This window comes from Sphingomonas sp. (genome assembly GCF_042096255.1).
Classification (GTDB): Bacteria; Pseudomonadota; Alphaproteobacteria; order Sphingomonadales; family Sphingomonadaceae; genus Sphingomonas.
In genome coordinates this window covers 65,053-82,185 of record NZ_JBELLZ010000003.1, presented here as the reverse complement: position 1 = coordinate 82,185, position 17,133 = coordinate 65,053, and the positions used below count along the sequence as shown (strand labels likewise).

The 17,133-nt window shown below is 69.3% G+C and carries 12 protein-coding genes; 11 read left to right on the top strand and 1 reads right to left on the bottom strand.

The window, feature by feature from the left end; genetic code table 11:
- The 9 genes from ACFDTH_RS01335 to ACFDTH_RS01295 all read left to right on the top strand — a co-directional run.
- Positions 1 to 404: adenosylhomocysteinase (locus ACFDTH_RS01335; protein ID WP_375285695.1), on the top strand; the 404-nt coding region annotated here is incomplete at its 5' end.
- A gap of 72 nt (positions 405 to 476) precedes the next feature.
- Positions 477 to 2,822, top strand: a complete 2,346-nt coding sequence (locus ACFDTH_RS01330) for a PAS-domain containing protein (protein WP_375285694.1) — start codon at positions 477 to 479, stop codon at positions 2,820 to 2,822.
- A complete protein-coding gene (gene tsaE, locus ACFDTH_RS01325) occupies positions 2,819 to 3,259 on the top strand; it encodes a tRNA (adenosine(37)-N6)-threonylcarbamoyltransferase complex ATPase subunit type 1 TsaE (RefSeq protein WP_375285693.1) in 441 nt (146 codons plus the stop codon). The genes ACFDTH_RS01330 and tsaE overlap by 4 nt, the downstream gene beginning before the upstream one ends.
- Positions 3,256 to 4,233, top strand: coding sequence for an aminoglycoside phosphotransferase family protein (locus ACFDTH_RS01320; RefSeq protein WP_375285701.1), 978 nt, complete (start codon positions 3,256 to 3,258; stop codon positions 4,231 to 4,233). Before tsaE ends, ACFDTH_RS01320 begins: the two co-directional genes overlap by 4 nt.
- Positions 4,230 to 4,985 (top strand): nucleotidyltransferase family protein, encoded by a 756-nt coding sequence (locus tag ACFDTH_RS01315; protein WP_375285692.1) that lies wholly within the window; start codon positions 4,230 to 4,232, stop codon positions 4,983 to 4,985. The genes ACFDTH_RS01320 and ACFDTH_RS01315 overlap by 4 nt, the downstream gene beginning before the upstream one ends.
- 2 nt (positions 4,986 to 4,987) lie before the next feature.
- Entirely contained in the window at positions 4,988 to 7,924 is a 2,937-nt protein-coding gene (gene addB / locus ACFDTH_RS01310; protein WP_375285690.1) for a double-strand break repair protein AddB, read from the top strand.
- Positions 7,917 to 11,342 (top strand): double-strand break repair helicase AddA, encoded by a 3,426-nt coding sequence (addA, locus tag ACFDTH_RS01305; RefSeq protein ID WP_375285689.1) that lies wholly within the window; start codon positions 7,917 to 7,919, stop codon positions 11,340 to 11,342. Before addB ends, addA begins: the two co-directional genes overlap by 8 nt.
- A 60-nt stretch (positions 11,343 to 11,402) precedes the next feature.
- Positions 11,403 to 11,726 (top strand): thioredoxin, encoded by a 324-nt coding sequence (gene trxA / locus ACFDTH_RS01300; RefSeq protein ID WP_375285688.1) that lies wholly within the window; start codon positions 11,403 to 11,405, stop codon positions 11,724 to 11,726.
- Complete coding sequence (locus ACFDTH_RS01295; protein WP_375285687.1) at positions 11,723 to 12,238, top strand: hypothetical protein; 516 nt, start codon at positions 11,723 to 11,725, stop codon at positions 12,236 to 12,238. Before trxA ends, ACFDTH_RS01295 begins: the two co-directional genes overlap by 4 nt.
- Positions 12,239 to 12,256: 18 nt before the next feature.
- Here the strand turns inward: ACFDTH_RS01295 and argJ are convergent, their stop codons facing one another.
- Positions 12,257 to 13,477 (bottom strand): bifunctional glutamate N-acetyltransferase/amino-acid acetyltransferase ArgJ, encoded by a 1,221-nt coding sequence (gene argJ / locus ACFDTH_RS01290; RefSeq protein WP_375285686.1) that lies wholly within the window; start codon positions 13,475 to 13,477, stop codon positions 12,257 to 12,259.
- A gap of 158 nt (positions 13,478 to 13,635) precedes the next feature.
- On the opposite strand from argJ, the gene ACFDTH_RS01285 reads away from it, so the two are divergent.
- Entirely contained in the window at positions 13,636 to 15,240 is a 1,605-nt protein-coding gene (locus tag ACFDTH_RS01285; protein ID WP_375285685.1) for a M10 family metallopeptidase C-terminal domain-containing protein, read from the top strand.
- A 161-nt stretch (positions 15,241 to 15,401) separates the two neighbouring features.
- Positions 15,402 to 17,120 (top strand): M10 family metallopeptidase C-terminal domain-containing protein, encoded by a 1,719-nt coding sequence (locus ACFDTH_RS01280; protein ID WP_375285684.1) that lies wholly within the window; start codon positions 15,402 to 15,404, stop codon positions 17,118 to 17,120.
- Positions 17,121 to 17,133 lie beyond the last annotated feature (13 nt).

Genomic DNA, 17,133 nt, shown 5'->3' with positions numbered 1-17,133 from the left:
GCAACATCGGCCACTTCGACAGCGAGATCCAGATCGCCGCGCTCGACAATTACGAGTGGACCGAGGTGAAGCCGGGCACCGACCTGGTGAAGTTCCCGGACGGCAAGCAGATCCTCATCCTCGCCAAGGGCCGGCTGGTGAACCTGGGCTGCGCCACCGGCCACCCCTCGTTCGTGATGAGCAGCTCCTTCACCAATCAGACGCTGGCGCAGATCGAGTTGTGGACCAAGGGCGGCGAGTACGACAACAAGGTGTACGTCCTGCCCAAGCACCTCGACGAGAAGGTCGCGGCGCTGCACCTGGAGAAGCTGGGCGTGAAGCTCAGCAAGCTTTCCGACAAGCAGGCGGCCTATATCGGCGTGCCCACCGCGGGTCCGTTCAAGCCCGATCACTATCGCTATTGATCGGCTGAACGGAGTTTCCCTCCCGGGAGACTTCGCCGTAAGGATCACGCCGATGGGAAGGCGTGGAGGGCGATGATCGCGATCGGCACGGGTGCCGCGGTTCTGGCGGGGGTGGTGCTGTTTGCGCTCGTCGCCGGAGCGGCGGTGATGCTGGCGATCGGCCTGCGCCAGCGTGCCGCCGCCGCCGCCGCGATCGACGAGGCGGAGCAGCTGAGGGCAATGCTCGCCGCGTCGCCGGCGCTGGCGATGCTGGTGCGGGGCGACGGTCGGGTCGAGATGCCGCAGACGCTCGCCGCATGGCTGGGGCTCGACCGGCCGGCGCGGATGCTTGCCGAACTCGCCGGGAGCGCGACAGGGCTCTCCGAGGACGATGTCGCGGCGCTCAACCGCGAGATCGCGACCGTTCAGCGATCTGGCCGCGGATTCGTACTGGCGGTGCGGCCGAACGGATCGTCGCGCGCGCTGGCGCTTCGCGGCGAGCGCGCACCTGCAGACCTGTCGGCACCCGGCGGCGTGCTGGTCTGGGCGTTCGACGCGAGCGAGAGCGAGAATGAGATCGCGCGCCTGCGGAGCGAGAGCATGCGCCTGGCGGCTGCGTTCGAGTCGCTCACCGGGCTGATCGAGGCGGCGCCGCTGCCGATGTGGTATCGCGACGCGGACCTGAAGCTGACCATGGTCAACACCGCCTATGTCCGCGCGGTGGAGGCGGCCGATGCGGCGGACGCGGTGGCACGCGGGCTCGAACTGGTAGAGGCGACGGGGGCTGGCGGGCCGCTCGCCGGGGCCGCCGCCGCGCGTGCCGCGGGCAAGCCCAATGAGCAGCGCGTGCCGGCGACGATCGGCGGCGCCCGACGCATGCTGCGCGTGGTGGACGTGCCGCTGCCCGGGGGCGGGATCGCGGGCTTCGCGGTCGACATCGAGGATGCCGAGCACGCCCGCGCCCAGCTGAAGCGCCTGTCCGACGCACAGCGGGCGATGCTCGACCGGCTGTCCGCGGGCGTTGCGCAGTTCGGGCCGGATCGCAGCCTTTCGTTCTCCAACCAGCCGTTCCGCCGCATCTTCGCCCTGCGCAGCGAGTGGCTGGCTGACGGGCCGGAGTTCGATCGAGTGCTGGAGCGAATGCGCGAGACCAGCCGCCTTCCCGAGGTGCGCGACTTTCCCGCCTGGAAGGCGGAGCGGCGCGAATGGTTCACCGCCGCCGACGAGGCGCGCGAGGAGGCGTGGCATCTTCCCGGCGGCGTCCATATCCGGGTGCTGGCACAGCCGCTGCCCGACGGCGGGCTGCTGCTGGTGTTCGAGGACCGGACCGAGCAGGTGCAGCTCGCCAGCGCGCGGGACACCCTGCTGCGGGTGCGCACCGCGACCTTCGACAATCTGTTCGAGGCGCTGGGCGTCTTCTCCGCCGATGGTCGGCTCCAGCTGTGGAACAACCGGTTCCGCAATCTTTGGGGCTTCGAGGAGGAGTTTCTCAACGGTCATCCGCGCGTCGACCTGATCGCCGAGCAGGTGGCACCGCACTTGCGCACCCCCGAGCGGGCGGCGCTGATCGCCGAGCTGGTCCGATCGGCCACCGGTGAGCGCCAGCAGCGCGGCGGGCGCGTGGCGCTGGCAGACGGGCGGCATTTCGAGTTCGCCGCGGTGCCCCTTCCAGACGGCAACGCGCTGTTCACCATGCTGGACATCACCGACAGCCGCCGCATCGAACAGGCGCTCCGCGAACGCGCCGGCGCGCTGGAGGAAGCGGACCGGGTAAAGACCGCGTTCGTCGCCAACATGAGCTACGAGCTGCGGACCCCGCTCACCTCGATCAGCGGCTTCGCCGAAATGCTGCACGGTGGCTACGCCGGACCGCTGGATGAGACGGCGATCGGTTATGTCGCGGCGATCCTCGACTCGGTCGAGCGGTTGGGCGTGCTGATCGACGACGTGCTCGATCTGACGCAGGGCAGCGACGCGCTGGAGCGCGAGGACCTCGACCTGGCGCTGGTCGCTCGCGAGGCGGCGGAGGAACTGCGCCCGCTCGCCAAGCGCAAGCGGATCGACTTCGCGATTGAGACGATCCGCTCCACCGGCCGTATCGCTGGTGATCGGCGGCGGATACGGGAATCGGTGCAGCACCTGCTGCGCCACGCCATCGCTTCGACGCCGGAGGGCGGGCGCGTGCTGCTGCACACCGATGGCAATGCACGCCGCGCGCGGATCGTCGTTTCCGACAACGGCCAGGGCATGGATGCCGACACGGCGGCGCTCGCGTTCGAGCGGTTCGCGCAGTCGGGCGTGGCGAATGCGGGCGAGCGCGCGCTGGGGCTGGGCCTGCCGCTCGCGAGGCAGTTCGTCGAGGCGCATGACGGGACGATCGCGCTGGTTAGCGAGCCGGGGCAGGGCACGCTGGTGACGGTGGAGTTGCCGCGGCGATGATCCTGCCGGACCTTGCCGCAACCGAAGCGGTGGGCGCGCGACTCGCCGCCGTGGTGACGGCCGGTGACGTCATCCTGCTGTCGGGCGATCTCGGTGCGGGCAAGACCAGCCTGGCGCGCGGCTTCCTCGCCGCGCTGGGCCTGGCCGGCGAGGCGCCGAGCCCGTCATTCGCGATCGTACAGCCTTATGCGCCGCCCGAGGTGCGCATGCCGGTGCTGCATGTCGACCTCTACCGGATCGACGATCCCGCGGAGCTTGAGGAGCTCGGATTGGACGAGGCGCGCTATGACTCGGTGCTGCTCGTCGAGTGGCCCGAGCGGGCCGGGGACGGGCGCTGGCCCGATGCACTCCATTTGTCGCTTGAAGCGCTGCCGGAAGGCGGGCGTCGCTTGACTTGGCAGGGGCCGGCGGCATGGGAGCGGCGATGGCCGACATGACCCCGCCGGCGGGCGCCGCCGCCTTTCTTGCCGCCAACGGCTGGGCCGGGGGGACGATCCTGCCGCTCGCCGGCGACGCCTCGTTCCGCCGCTATTTCCGCGTGGTTTCGGGCGAGCGCCGGGCGGTGCTGATGGATGCGCCGCCCCCGCACGAGGATCCGCGGCCGTTCGTCTCGATCGCACGCTGGCTGAGCGAGCGTGGCTTTGCGGCGCCCGCCATCCATGCCGCCGATGTCGAGCAGGGGCTGGTGCTGCTGGAGGATTTTGGTGACGCCCGCATGCGCGAGGCGATCGATGCCGATCCCGATGCGACCATGGCGCTGTACGAGGCGGCGGTGGACGTGCTGGTCGCGCTGCGCCGCGAGCCCGCATGCGATGTGCGTTCGTACGGCCGCGCCGAGCTCCAGCGCGAGGCGGGGCTGTTCGTCGAATGGTATTGCCCCGCGATCGGCATCGCGCCCGACCTGGAGGGCTATGGCGCCGCCTGGGACGCTCTGATCGACCATGCGCTGCCGGAGACGCCCGTCACCGTGCTGCGCGATTACCATGCCGAGAACCTGATGCTGGTGGGCGAGGCGCGGACTTTGGGCCTGCTCGACTTCCAGGACGCGCTGGCTGGCCATCCCGCCTACGATCTGGTTTCGCTGCTCCAGGACGCGCGCCGCGATGTGGAGGAGCCGGTCGAGGCGGCAATGCTGGAGCGGTACATGCATGCGACCGGCGAAGGCGACGCGTTCCTCAAGGCCTATCACGTGCTCGGCGCGCAGCGGAATGCCAAGATCCTAGGCATCTTCACGCGGCTGTGGAAACGCGACGGCAAGCCGCGCTACCCGGCGCTCTGTCCGCGGGTCTGGGCCTATCTGGAGCGTGACCTCGCCCAGCCGGTGCTGGCGCCGGTCGCGCGCTGGTTCGACGCCAACGTGCCGCCCGAGCTGCGTGGCGACCCGAAGCTGCTGGCGGAGGCGCGGGCATGAGCCGGATCGCCGCCATCCGCCCCGATCCGGGTGCTGCCGTGCCGAAGACCGCGATGGTGATGGCGGCGGGGCTGGGCAAGCGCATGCGGCCGCTGACCGCCACCCGGCCCAAGCCGCTGGTACAGGTGGCAGGCAAGCCGCTGATCGACCATGTCTTCGACCGGCTGCGCGCTGCGGGTGTCGAGCGTGCCGTGGTCAACGTCCATTACCTCGCCGACGCGCTGGAGGCGCATGTCGTCCACCGCGTCCAGGGGCTGGAGGTGGTGGTCTCCGATGAGCGTGCCGAGCTGATGGAGACCGGCGGCGGGCTGGTGCAGGCGCGTGCCCTGCTGGGCGACGCGCCGATCCTGGTGGTCAACTCCGACAATTTGTGGATCGACGGACCCACTGACGCGATCCGGCTGCTGGCGGCGCGCTGGGACGATGCGACGATGGATGCGCTGCTGCTGCTCGTGCCGCTCGCCCGCGCGCACAACCACAAGGGGCAGGGCGATTTCCACCTCGACGGCGCCGGGCGGATCACCGGTCGGCGGCGGCGCGGGCGGCTGGCGCCGTTCGTCTATACCGGCGTGCAGATCCTGTCGCCGCGGGTGATCGCCGACTGGCCGGAGGGGCCGTTCTCGACCAACCTGTTCTGGGATCGCGCGATCGCCGCCGGCCGCGCCTTCGGGCTGGTCCATCAGGGACTGTGGTTCGACATTGGCGCGCCCGAGGCGATCCCGCGTACCGAGGCGCTGCTGGCGGACGGTTGAGGGTGACGCGGCCACGCCTCTACACGATCGCTGCCCACAAGGCATTCGCCGATGCGCTGGTCGCGGGGCTGTTGCGGCGTTTCGGGGGAGATCGGTTGCGGCTGGCGCGCGGGCTGGTGCTGCTGCCCAACAACCGCTCCAAGCTGGCGATCCAGGATGCGTTCGTGCGTGCGAGCGGCGGTGCGCTGCTGCTGCCTCGGCTAGTGGCGATCGGCAACGAGGACCTGGGCGAGGCGGTGGGCGTGGCGCTCGACCCCGCCGATGCCGCGCCGCTGCCCCCCGCGGTCGATCCGCTCGCCCGGCGGCTGATCCTGGCGCGGCTGGTGGCGGAGGCCCGCGCGATGGACGCTGCCGAGGCGGTGCGATTGGCGGGCGAGCTGGCGCGGACCCTGGACCAACTGCTGGTGGAGGAGATCAGTCCGCGGCGGCTGCGCGAGATCGATCTTGCGCCCGAGCTGTCCGAGCATTGGCAGGCGTCGCTGGAGCTGTTCGGGCTGGTGATCGACCGCTGGCCCGCCGAGCTGGAGCGCCTCGGCCGGATCGACGCCGCCGAGCGCCGCGTGCGCACGCTCGAACGGCTCGCCGAGCGGTGGCGCGCGGTGCCGCCGTCGGGGTTCGTCTGCGCGGCTGGCATCACCGATTCAGCGCCGGCGGTGGCGCGGTTGCTGCGGCAGGTCAGCGAGCTGCCCGAGGGGATGGTGGTGCTCGCCGGGCTCGCCACCAGCATGCCGCAGGAGGAATGGGACGCGCTCGGCCCGCAGGCGCCTGATCCGGCGAGCGGGCGGCGTGCGCTCGCGATCGAGGTGCACCCGCAGTTTCACCTCAAGCTGCTGCTCGATCGGATCGGCGTCGCGCGCGAGGAAGTGGCGCTGTGGCGTGATGGCAGCGAGCATGATGCGCCGCGGGTGCGCAGCGTCGCCATCGCCAATGCGCTCGCGCCCGCCGACTTTACCGGCAAATGGACAACGCTGCCGGCCGAGCAGCGCCGCCTGACTGGGGTCAGTGCCGCCGAGCTCGCCGCCCCGGCGGAGGAGGCGCAGGCGATCGCGCTGGCGATGCGCGAGGCGCTGGAGACCGAAGGCCGCACCGCGGCGCTGGTGACGCCCGATCGCGGGCTGGCGCGGCGGGTCGCGGCGCATCTCGTGCGCTGGGGCGTGGAGGTGGACGACAGCGCCGGGCGGCCGCTCGCCATCCTGCCGCCGGGCACCTTGCTGACTGCGATCGTCGAGGCGGCGGCGCAGGACTTCGCGCCCGCGGCCGTGCTGACGTTGCTCAAGCATCCTCTGGTGCGCGCCGGCGAGCGACGGCGCGCGTGGCTGGACGGGGTGCGCGCGCTCGATCTCGCGCTGCGCGGGCCGCGGCCGGCACCGGGGCTGATGGGGATCGACGCGCATCTCGCCGGTGGCACCGAACGCGAGCGCCGGGTGCGCGCGGCCGCGGCGCGCTGGTGGCCGGAGGCGCGCGCCTGCCTGGAGCCGATCGCCGCCACGTTCGGCACTGGCACACGCGCGCTTGGGCCCTTCGTTGCCTGTCTGCGCGAGGCGGCGCAGGCGCTCGCCGGCGACGAGGCGTGGCGCGGCCCCGCCGGGCGCGCCGCCGCCGACCTGCTTGCCGATCTGGAGGCGCAGGCGCCGCTCGGTCCGGCGGAAGTGGCTGCGGACAGCCTTCCGGCTTTGCTCCGGCTGCTGATGGACGAGGTGGCGATCCGCCCAGCACGGGGCGGGCACCCGCGGCTGGCGATCTACGGCCAGATCGAGGCGCGGCTGCAATCGGCCGACCTGATGATTCTGGGTGGGCTCAACGAGGGCGTGTGGCCGGGCACGCCCGCGCCGGACCCGTGGCTGGCGCCGCGCATCCGCGCTGAATTGGGACTGCCGGGGCTGGAGCGGCGGATCGGCATCGCCGCGCATGATTTCGGCCAGGGGCTGGGCGCGCGCGAGGTGCTGCTAACCCGCGCCCGCCGCGACGCGCGCGCGCCGGCGCTCGCCTCGCGCTTCTGGCTGCGGCTACAGGCCATGGCGGGCGAACGGTTCGAGCGGGCGGGGGCGCTGGAGGGCTGGACGCGCGCGCTCGACCGGGCGGAGGCGCATCTGCCCGCCACCCGTCCCGAGCCGCGCCCGGCGCAGCGACCGACCAGCATATCGGTGACCGAGGTCGACCGACTCAAGGCGGACCCCTACGCCTTTTACGCGCGGCGCATCCTGCGGCTCGACCAACTCGACACGGTCGATGCCGATCCCAGCGCGGCGTGGCGCGGCACTGCGGTGCACGCGGTGCTGGAGGCCTGGGCGAAGGAAGACGATTGCGCGGTGGAGGCGCTGGTGCCGCGCGCCGAGCGGATGCTGCGCGATCCCGCCGCGCACCCTTTGCTGCGCGCGCTGTGGCAGCCGCGGCTGGTGGAAGCGCTGACCTGGATCGCAGGGAAGATCGCCGCCAACCGCGATGCCGGCCGCACCGTGCTGGCGGTGGAAGGACGCGGTGAGGCGGAGATCGAGGGCGTGCGCCTGTCCGGCCGGTTCGACCGGATCGACCGGCTGGCGGACGGCGGCCTCGGCATCGTCGATTACAAGACCGGGCAGGCGCCTTCACCTGCGGCGGTGGCGGCGGGCTTCTCGATGCAACTCGGCCTGCTCGGCGCGATTGCGGAAAAGGGTGGGTTCGACGGGCTGACGGGAACGGCGGGTGCATTCGAGTACTGGTCGCTGGCGCGGCGGGGCGAGCAGTTCGGCTCGGTCACCTCGCCGGTCGATCCCGCGGGCAAGAACGGCAAGATCTTCACCAGCGACTTCGTCGAGCGCTCGATGCGCGTGTTCGGCGATGCGGTGCGCGACTGGCTGACCGGGGATGCGGCGTTCACCGCCAAGCTGCACCCGGAATACGCGCCTTACTCAGAATATGACCAACTGATGCGCCGCGACGAATGGTACGGCCGTGACTAGTCCGCTGCCACCGCTCCAGCCCGAACAGGCGAGGGCGAGCGATCCGTCCGCGCACGTCTGGCTCTCCGCGTCGGCGGGGACGGGCAAGACGCAGGTGCTGGCGGCGCGAGTGTTCCGGCTGCTGCTGCGCGGGGTGGATCCGGGTGCGATCCTGTGTCTCACCTTCACCAAGGCGGGCGCGGCGGAGATGGCGGGGCGGATCAACGCGCGGCTCGCCGCCTGGGTGCGGATGCCGGCGCCGGAGCTGAGCGCGGACCTCAAGGCGCTTGGCGAACGGCCGACCCCGCCGATGCAGGAGCGCGCGCGCACCCTGTTCGCCAAGGTGCTCGACGCGCCGGGCGGCGGCATCCGCATCAACACCATCCACGGCTTCTGCCAGTCGCTGCTCGCCGCCTTCCCGGTCGAGGCGGGGCTGATCCCCGGCTTCCGCCCGATCGAAGCGCGCGAGGAGACGCTGCTGCTGCGCGAGACGCTGGCGGCGCTGCTGGTGCAGGCGGAGGCGGAAGGGCGCAGCGGACCGGTGGAGGCGATCGGTGCGCTGAGCCTGAGGCTAGGCGAGCAGGGGGCGGAGCGCTTTCTGGAGGAATGCGCGCGCGACGGCGCGGCGCTGGAAGCTTTGCCCTCGGGCATCCAGCCGTTCCTGCGCCGTGCGCTCGGGCTCCCGTCGGGCGACATCGAGGAGGCGATCGCAGCGGGCTGCGAGGACCTCGACTGCGATGCGATCGACCGGCTCGGCGGGGCGAACAAGGCTTGGGGCACCGCGACGGGGGAGAAGCATGTCGCGGTGATCTCCGCCTGGCTCGACGGCGAGCCGGCTGCGCGGGTGGCGGCGCTCAAGGAGCTGATGGCGGTGGTGCGCACCGGCACGGGCACCTTGCGGAAAATCTATCCCAAGCAGATCGCCGCCGAGCCGGACTATGAAGCGATGGCCTCCGAGCTGGGCGAGGCCTGTGCGGCGCTGCTCGCTCTGCGCGACCGTGCCGCTTATGCGGACCTGCTGGCGCGCGCGCTGGAGATCGGCCGCGACTATGCGCGCGCCTATGCCGCGGCCAAGCGCCGAGCGGGGGCGGTGGACTTCGACGACCTGATCGCCGCGACGGTGGCGCTGCTCAAGCAGCCGGGCATCGGCGAATGGGTCCGCTTCAAGCTCGACCGCACCACAGAGCATGTTCTGATCGACGAGGCGCAGGACACCAATCTGGCGCAGTGGACGATCGTACGCGCGCTGGTGGAGGAATATTTCGTCGGGCGCGGCGTCTATGCACCCTCGGTGCGGACGCTGTTCACCGTGGGCGACTTCAAGCAGGCGATCTTCGGCTTCCAGGGCACCGATCCGGTGTTCTTCCAGGCCGCCGAGGACTATTTCGCCGAGCGTGCGGCGGCGGTGCTCGGCACCCCCGACATGCCGGATCACGAGCGCGGCCTGCCGTTCGACCGGCTGTCGCTGACCGCGTCGTGGCGCTCGACCGCGCCGGTGCTGGAGTTCGTCGATGCGGCGGTCGGCGCGGCGGGGGACGAGGCGCTGGGTGCAGTCGGCGACCTGGAGCGGCACGTCAGCAAGGTCGACGGCCCGGGCACGGTCGAGCTGTGGCCGCCGGTCTGCGCGGGCGGTGACGCGGAGGGCGACGGGGGCGAGGAGCAGTGGATCGATGATGCGGTGCGCGAGAACGCCCGCCGCATCGCCCGCCAGGTGAAGGCCTGGCTCGACGACGGCCTGATGCTGGAGAGCAAGGGGCGCGCGCTGCGACCGGAGGACGTGATGATCCTGGTCAAGCGGCGCGGCGACCTCGCGCAGCTGCTGGTCGCGCGGCTCTATGCCGAGGGCGTGCCGGTGGCGGGGGTCGACCGGCTGCGGCTCAATGCGCCGCTGGCGGTGCAGGACCTGCTCGCTGCGATTCGCTTCGTGCTCCAGCCGGGCGACGACCTAAGCCTCGCGAGCCTGCTCGTCTCGCCCTTGATCGGCTGGTCTCAGGAGGCGCTGCTCGCGCGCGCGGTGCCGCGGACCGGCACCTTGTGGCGGCACCTGCGCGAGACCTGCCCGGGCGAACTGGCGCCGCTGGAGGCGATGCTGGCGCGGGCGGATTTCACCACGCCCTATCGCTTCCTGGAGGAACTGCTGTCCGGCCCGCTCGACGGGCGGCGCAAGCTGCTGCGCCGGCTGGGCGAGGAGGCGCGCGATCCGATCGAGGAACTGCTCTCCGCCGCGCTCGACTTCGAGCAGAGCGCGACGCCTTCGCTCCAGCGCTTCCTCGACTGGTTCGATCGCGGCGAGGTGGAGATCAAGCGCGAGGCGGAGGGGTCGCATGATGCGGTGCGGGTGATGACTGCGCATGGCGCCAAGGGGCTCCAGGCGCCGCTGGTGATCCTGGCCGACGCCACCGCCGACCCGGACTCGAGCCCGCGCTCGACGTTGTCGTGGCAGCCCGAGGGTGCGGAAGCGGCCTTTCCGGTGTTCCGGCCGCGCAAGGACGAGCGCTGGGGCGCGATCGACGAAGCGGTCACCGCGCAGGAAACGCGCGAGCGGCAGGAGCATTGGCGGCTGTTCTATGTCGCGGCGACCCGTGCCGAGGAGCGACTGGTGGTCGCGGGATCGCTGTCGGCAAGCTGGAACGGCGTGCCGCCGGAGGACAGCTGGTATGCCGCCAGCGCGCGGGCGTTGGATGGGTTGGCAGCGGCGCATCCGACTTCGGTTGCGGGTGGGGCGGGCGAAGGGGAAACGCGCCGCTTCACCGGCAGCGTTGTGCACCAGCCGGCCCGGATCCGTTCCGCCGCGGCGGTCGGTCCCAAGGCGGCGACCCCGCTGCCCGATTGGTCGCGCCGGCCCGCGCCGGCCGAGGCGCGCCCGCCGCGCCCGCTCGCGCCCTCGTCGCTGGGCCATGACGAGGTCGCCGATCCGCCGCCGACGCCCGCGATGCGCGCCGCCGCCGAGCGCGGGCGGCTGATCCACGCCTTGTTTGAGCGGCTCCCCGCAGTGCCCGCCGACGAGCGGGAAGGCGCCGCCGAGCGCTGGCTCGCCGCGCAGCAGGTGCCGCCGCAGGACCGTCCCGCGCTGATCGCCACCGTGTGCGGCGTGCTTGCCGATCCCGCGCATGCCGCGGTGTTCGGGCCGCAGTCGCTCGCCGAGGCACCGATCAGCGCGGTGCTGGCCGACGGCACGGTGGTGGCGGGCACGGTCGATCGCCTGCTGGTCGAGGACGGGCGGGTGACCGTGATCGACTTCAAGACCGGCCGCCACGCCCCTGCGGGGCTGGCCGAGGTGCCCGGCTGGCACGTCCGCCAGATGGCCGCCTATGCCGCGGCGCTGGCGGTGATCTTTCCCGACCATGCGATCGAGGCAGCGTTGCTCTACACCGCGGGGCCGCGCCTCATCACGCTGCCGCCCGAAAGCCTGGCTTTCGCGATCGGGAGCAAAGGTTGACCGATGGCGGTTGAGCCTGTTCGCACGGCGTCATAGATTGTCGCCAAAGGAGATACAGGCATGGCCACCAAGAAGATCACTGACTCCAGCTTCCACGACGACGTCATCACCTCGGACAAGCCCGTGCTGGTCGATTTCTGGGCGGAATGGTGCGGCCCGTGCAAGATGATCGGCCCGTCGCTGGAGGAGATCAGTGAGGAACTGGGCGAGCAGGTGACCATCGCCAAGATCAACATTGACGAGAACCCCGATGCGCCCGGCCGTTACGGGGTGCGCGGCATCCCGACGATGATCCTGTTCAAGGCCGGCAATCCCGCCGCCACGAAGGTGGGCGCCGCGCCGAAGGGCCAGATCAAGGGCTGGCTCGAGGGCGAGCTGAGTTGAGCGTTTCGAAGGCCTCGGTCACTGGCCTGGCCTTCGTTCTTCTGGTGGGATGTGGGGATGCTGAACCGTCCTCACAGCCCGAGCTCAAGACGTTCAGTTTGCCGTTTGAGAACGAGGCATTAGCCACGGAGTGCGGCGGTGCCGCCTCCCAAATACCCGTCAGGGATTGTGCCAGACTGGCAGAGTCCCGGCGGTATGCGGGGTTATATTTTCGAACGTTCGAAGGTTCTAGTTTTCTGGATGGCACGCGGCCTGGCCGATCCTTCAATCCGGAGAGTGACGGCTACGTTGAACTGTATTTCGATGAGAAGACAAAAGAAGACCACCTGCTTCCCAATCTGGATGGGCTAGATTCAGATGTTTACTATCTCGAATTCGTCGGCCGCCGGGTCACCGATCGGTCGTCCAGGCCCGAGATGTTTGGAGCGCCTCCTTTGATTGTGGTTGACCATCTGCTTCGGGCTGGTCTGGTGCCAAATGAGCAGGTCAAGAAAACTCGCGTGGCTCACTAGTCGAAGGGCCGCAGGTGGTTAGCTCCGATAATCCGCGTTGATCGATATGTACCCATGGGTCAGGTCGCACGTCCACACGGTGGCGCGTCCTTCGCCGAGCCCTAACTCGACCCCGATCTCTACCTCCCGGCCCTTGAGGTGCGCTGCCACCGGCGCTTCGTCATACCCATCCACCGCCAGCCCGTCGCGCGCCACCTGGGTGGTGCCGAAGCGGATCGCCAGCTGGTCGCGCTCGGCGGGCTCGCCTGCCTTGCCGACCGCCATCACCACGCGGCCCCAATTAGCATCCTCGCCGGCGATCGCGGTCTTGACCAGCGGCGAGTTGGCGATCGACATGGCGATGCGGTGCGCGGAGCGGTCGCTCTCCGCGCCTTCCACTGTCACCTCGATCAGCTTGGTCGCGCCCTCGCCGTCGCGCACCACCAGCATCGCGAGCTGGCGGCAGACGTCGGCCAGCGCCGCGCGGAAGGCGTCCGCGCCGGCGCTGTCGTCGTCGGCCAGCGGCGCATTGCCCGCTGCGCCGGTGGCGAAGGCTAGGACGGTGTCGCTGGTCGAGGTGTCGCCATCCACCGTGATGCACGAGAAGCTGAGCGCGTTGGCCGCGGTCAGCGCGCGCTGGAGGAACGCGGGCTCCACCGCCGCGTCGGTGAACAGGAAGCCGAGCATGGTCGCCATGTCCGGCGCGATCATCCCCGAACCCTTGATGATGCCGGCGATCGTGATCGTGCGCCCGTCCACCACCGCGGTCGCGCTCACGCCCTTGGCGAAGGTGTCGGTGGTCATGATCGCCTCGGCCGCCTCGCGCCAGCCGCACGGCGCCGCCTCGACGGCCGCGTCGAGGCCGGCTTCCGCCTTGTCGATCGGCAGCGGCACGCCGATCACGCCGGTGGAGGCGACGAACACGTCCGAGGGGCGGCAGCCCGTGTGGCCCGCGACTCGTGCGGCGATCGCCTCCACCGCAGCGCGCCCGCGCCCGCCGGTGAAGGCGTTCGAATTGCCCGCATTCACCACCAGCGCCCGCGCCTCGCCCAACACCAGCGCCTTGCGGCACCATTCCACCTCGGGCGAGGGGCAGCGCGACTGGGTGAGCACGCCCCCGACCGCGGTGCCGGGATCGAGCGTCACCAGAGTGAGGTCGCATCGGTCCCACGTTTTGTAGCGCGCGCGGGCGACCCGAAGCGTGACGCCTGCGATCTGGGGCAGTTCGGGGAAGGGCAGGGCGAGGGGAGAAGGGGTCATGGCGATCCTCGGAAACGGTCGCGCACCGCAAAGCGAAGCCGCGGCCCGCATGCAACCGCCTACACAATCTTTTTCGCAGGCCAGTGACCCCGGCCGACCTGCTTTCCCGCTTACCCAAGTGAAAGCTCGTGAAGGGCGGGGAGCGAAGGGGAACGACCATGGCTAGGAAGAGCGTGCGCAGCTGGGATCAGGACGACTACATGTTCGGTGCCGAGGATTTCGTCGCATTGCCCTATCTGGACAGCATCGGCAGCGACCATGCGATCGATGGCCGCCGCGCGAAGGCGCCCAAGTCGCCCACCGCCGATCAGCAGGTGTCGTTCCTCAACGGCCTCACCCCCGACGGGCGGCTGACCGACAATTCTTATTGGGGCTTCAACGACCAGACCGTGTACAAATGGGGCGAGAGCAAGGTCGGCACCGGTGCGACGATCACCTATTTCTTCGATCCGTCGTCGCGCTTCAGCGCGGTGGAGAAGGCGACCTTTCTCAAGGCGTTCGGCATGTGGTCGGCGATCGCCGACGTGTCCTTCGTGGAGGTCGGCAACTCGCGGTCCGCGGGCGTCTTCCTGACCCGCGGCGATGACGGCGGCGCGTACAACAGCACCCCCTCCGCGGATGGGCGCGGCACCACGCCGGGTAAGGTTACCGGGCAGGCGCTGATCAGCGTCGACACCTCCGTGCCCGGCTTCGACCTGTCGGGATCGCTCGACACCTATGGCGGCTATGGCATGTCGACGATCATCCACGAGGTCGGCCACCTGCTCGGCCTGGGCCATGGCGGCTATTACAACGGCAGCGCGACGCCGCGCACGCAGCAGTTCAGCGCCTTTGACGATCGCATGTTCACGATCATGTCCTACATCAACTGGACCGATACCGACGCCAAGTATGCTGCGCAGAACCCCATCCCGAACACCTATTGGGGCTATGACGAGGGCGGCAACTACCGCACTGCGCCGCACACGGTGATGGGGCTGGACATCATCGCCATCCAGCAGCTGTATGGCGTGTCAGAAAGTTCGCCCTTCACCGGCGGGCAGACCTATGGCTTCCACAGCAACATCTACGGCGTGCTGCGCGACTTCTACGACTTCTCGGTCAACATCAGCCCGGTGGTGACGATCTACAACCAGGGTACCAACAATACGGTCGATCTGTCGGAATGGTCCTATGATGCGCTGCTTGACCTTCGACCGGGCAATTTCTCCAGCGTCGGGGGGCTGAGCAACAACCTCTTCGTGCAATGGGGCACCGACATCACCCGCGGCATCGGCGGCTCGGGCGACGACTATATCATCGCCAACGACCGCGCCGGCGTGTTGATGGGTGGCAGCGGCAGTGACGAACTTTGGGGCGGCAAGGGCGCAGACTGGCTCCAGGGCGATGGCGGCGACGACCTGCTCTGGGGCGGAGCGGGGAAGGACATGCTGGTCGGCGGCAGCGGGGCGGATCTGTTCTGGTTCAACGCTCCCGTGGACAGCGCCAAGAAGGCCGCACAGTCTGACGTGATCCTCGACTTCAACCGGCTCGACGGCGACCGGATCGTCCTCCAGAACATCGATGCGGTGAAGGGCGGGCAGGACAATGCCTTTACCTTCCTGGGTACGCGCAACTTCACCCGCACCGCGGGCGACCTGATCTACAAGGTGGTGAATGGCGACGCGCAGGTGATGGGCGATGTCAACGGCGACGGCAAGGCGGACTTTGTCATCATCGTCGACAACGTGACCAGCCTGGGCGTGAACGACTTCGTGCTCTGACGAGCTGAAGGGGGCGGCCGCGCCGGGCGGGCGGTCGTCCGCGCGCGTCCGTCCGTCAGCCGTGCGGAGCCATTCGTCGCCTCGCGCTTCGTCCTGTCGCATTCTCTCGGTATCGGCCGTGCCGATGGCCTGTGCCCAGGCCGTGCTGATGGGGAACGATCATGGCGAGGAAGTTCAACGACGCACACAGCGGCTTCAGCGAAGACCTGTTCTTCGGCAGTGATGCACCTGCACTGCCTTACTTAGACAGCATCGGTGAGCCGTCGGTCCAGGCGCGCAAGCTGCGCGCGCCGACATCGCCCAGCCTGGACGATCAGGTCGCGTTCCTGAGCGGCATCGATGCGGACGGCAAGCTGACCGACCAATCCTATTGGGGCGAGAATGGCGGCACGGCGTTCAAGTGGGGCCGCCCGGTGATCGGCACCGGTGCGAAGATCAGCTACTTCTTCGATCCCACATCGAACTTCTCGGACGTCGAGAAGGCGACTTTCCTCAAGGCGTTCGGCATGTGGTCCGCGGTGGCGGACGTCACCTTCGTCGAAGCCAAGGGGCAGAAGGGCGCCGGCGTCCTGCTGCGTCGTGGCGATGACGGCGGCGCCTATTGCAGCACGCCGACATCTGACGGCAGCGGCGCAACGATGTGCCCGTGCGGCTGCGGCGCGCTGAGCTATGAGGCGCGCGATGCCGATCGGCAGGCTGCGGCCGCCGCGCAGTTTGACGGGATCGAGGGTCCGCACGATCCGTCCGCAGCGCCCGGCCGGGTGATCGGCCAGGCGCTGATCAGCATCGACACCTCCGTTCCCGGTTTCGACCTGTCGGGCTCGCTGGACACCTATGGCGGCTATGGCATGTCGACCATCATCCATGAGGTCGGCCACCTGCTCGGCCTGGGCCATGGCGGCAACTACAACGGCGACGTCAATCCGAGGACCCAGCAGTTCAGCGCCTATGACGATCGCATGTACACCATCATGTCCTACGTCAACTGGACCAACACCAATGCCAAGTTCTACGATCAGAACTTCTTCGAAGGCACGGATTGGGGGATCACCGACGAGTTCACCTATCGCACCGCGCCGCACACGGTGATGGGCCTGGATATCCTGGCGATCCAGCAGATGTACGGCGTGGCGGAGACCTCGCCCTTCTCCGGCGGCCAGGTGTATGGCTTCAACAGCAACATCAAGGGGCCGTTGTCCGATTTTTATGATTTCGCGGTGAACAGCAGTCCGGTGGTCACGATCTATAACACCGGATCGAACAACACCATGGACCTGTCGCGCTATACTGACTACCAGTATATCGACCTGCGCGGTGCCAGCTACTCCAGCGTGCTCGGCCTCACCAACAACATGTTCATCCATTGGGATACGGACATTACAACCGCGATCGGCGGGTCGGGCACCGATTTCATGCTGGCCAACGACAAGAAGGGCATCTTCTTCGGCGGCAACGGCGATGACGAGATCTGGGGTGGCAAGGGCGCCGACGAGCTGAGTGGTGACGCGGGCGACGATTACCTGTGGGGCAAGAACGGCCGCGACGAACTGGTCGGGGGCGACGGAGCGGATCGGTTCGTCTACCAGTCCGTCAAGGAGAGCGTTGCGAAGATCGCGCGTGCGGACAGAATCCTGGACTTCAACCGCGCCGATGGCGATAAGATCGATCTTTCCGATATTGACGCTGTCCGTGGTGGTCGGGACAACGACTTTCGGTTCCTTGGCAAGGACAGCTTTTCCAAGACTGCGGGCGAGCTGATCTACAAGGTGGCGAATGGCGACGCGCAGGTGATGGGCGACATCAATGGCGACGGCAAAGCGGACTTCACCATCGTCGTGGAGGATGCCCGCTTCCTGAACGCCAACGATTTCCTGCTCTAACCTTGTAACGAGA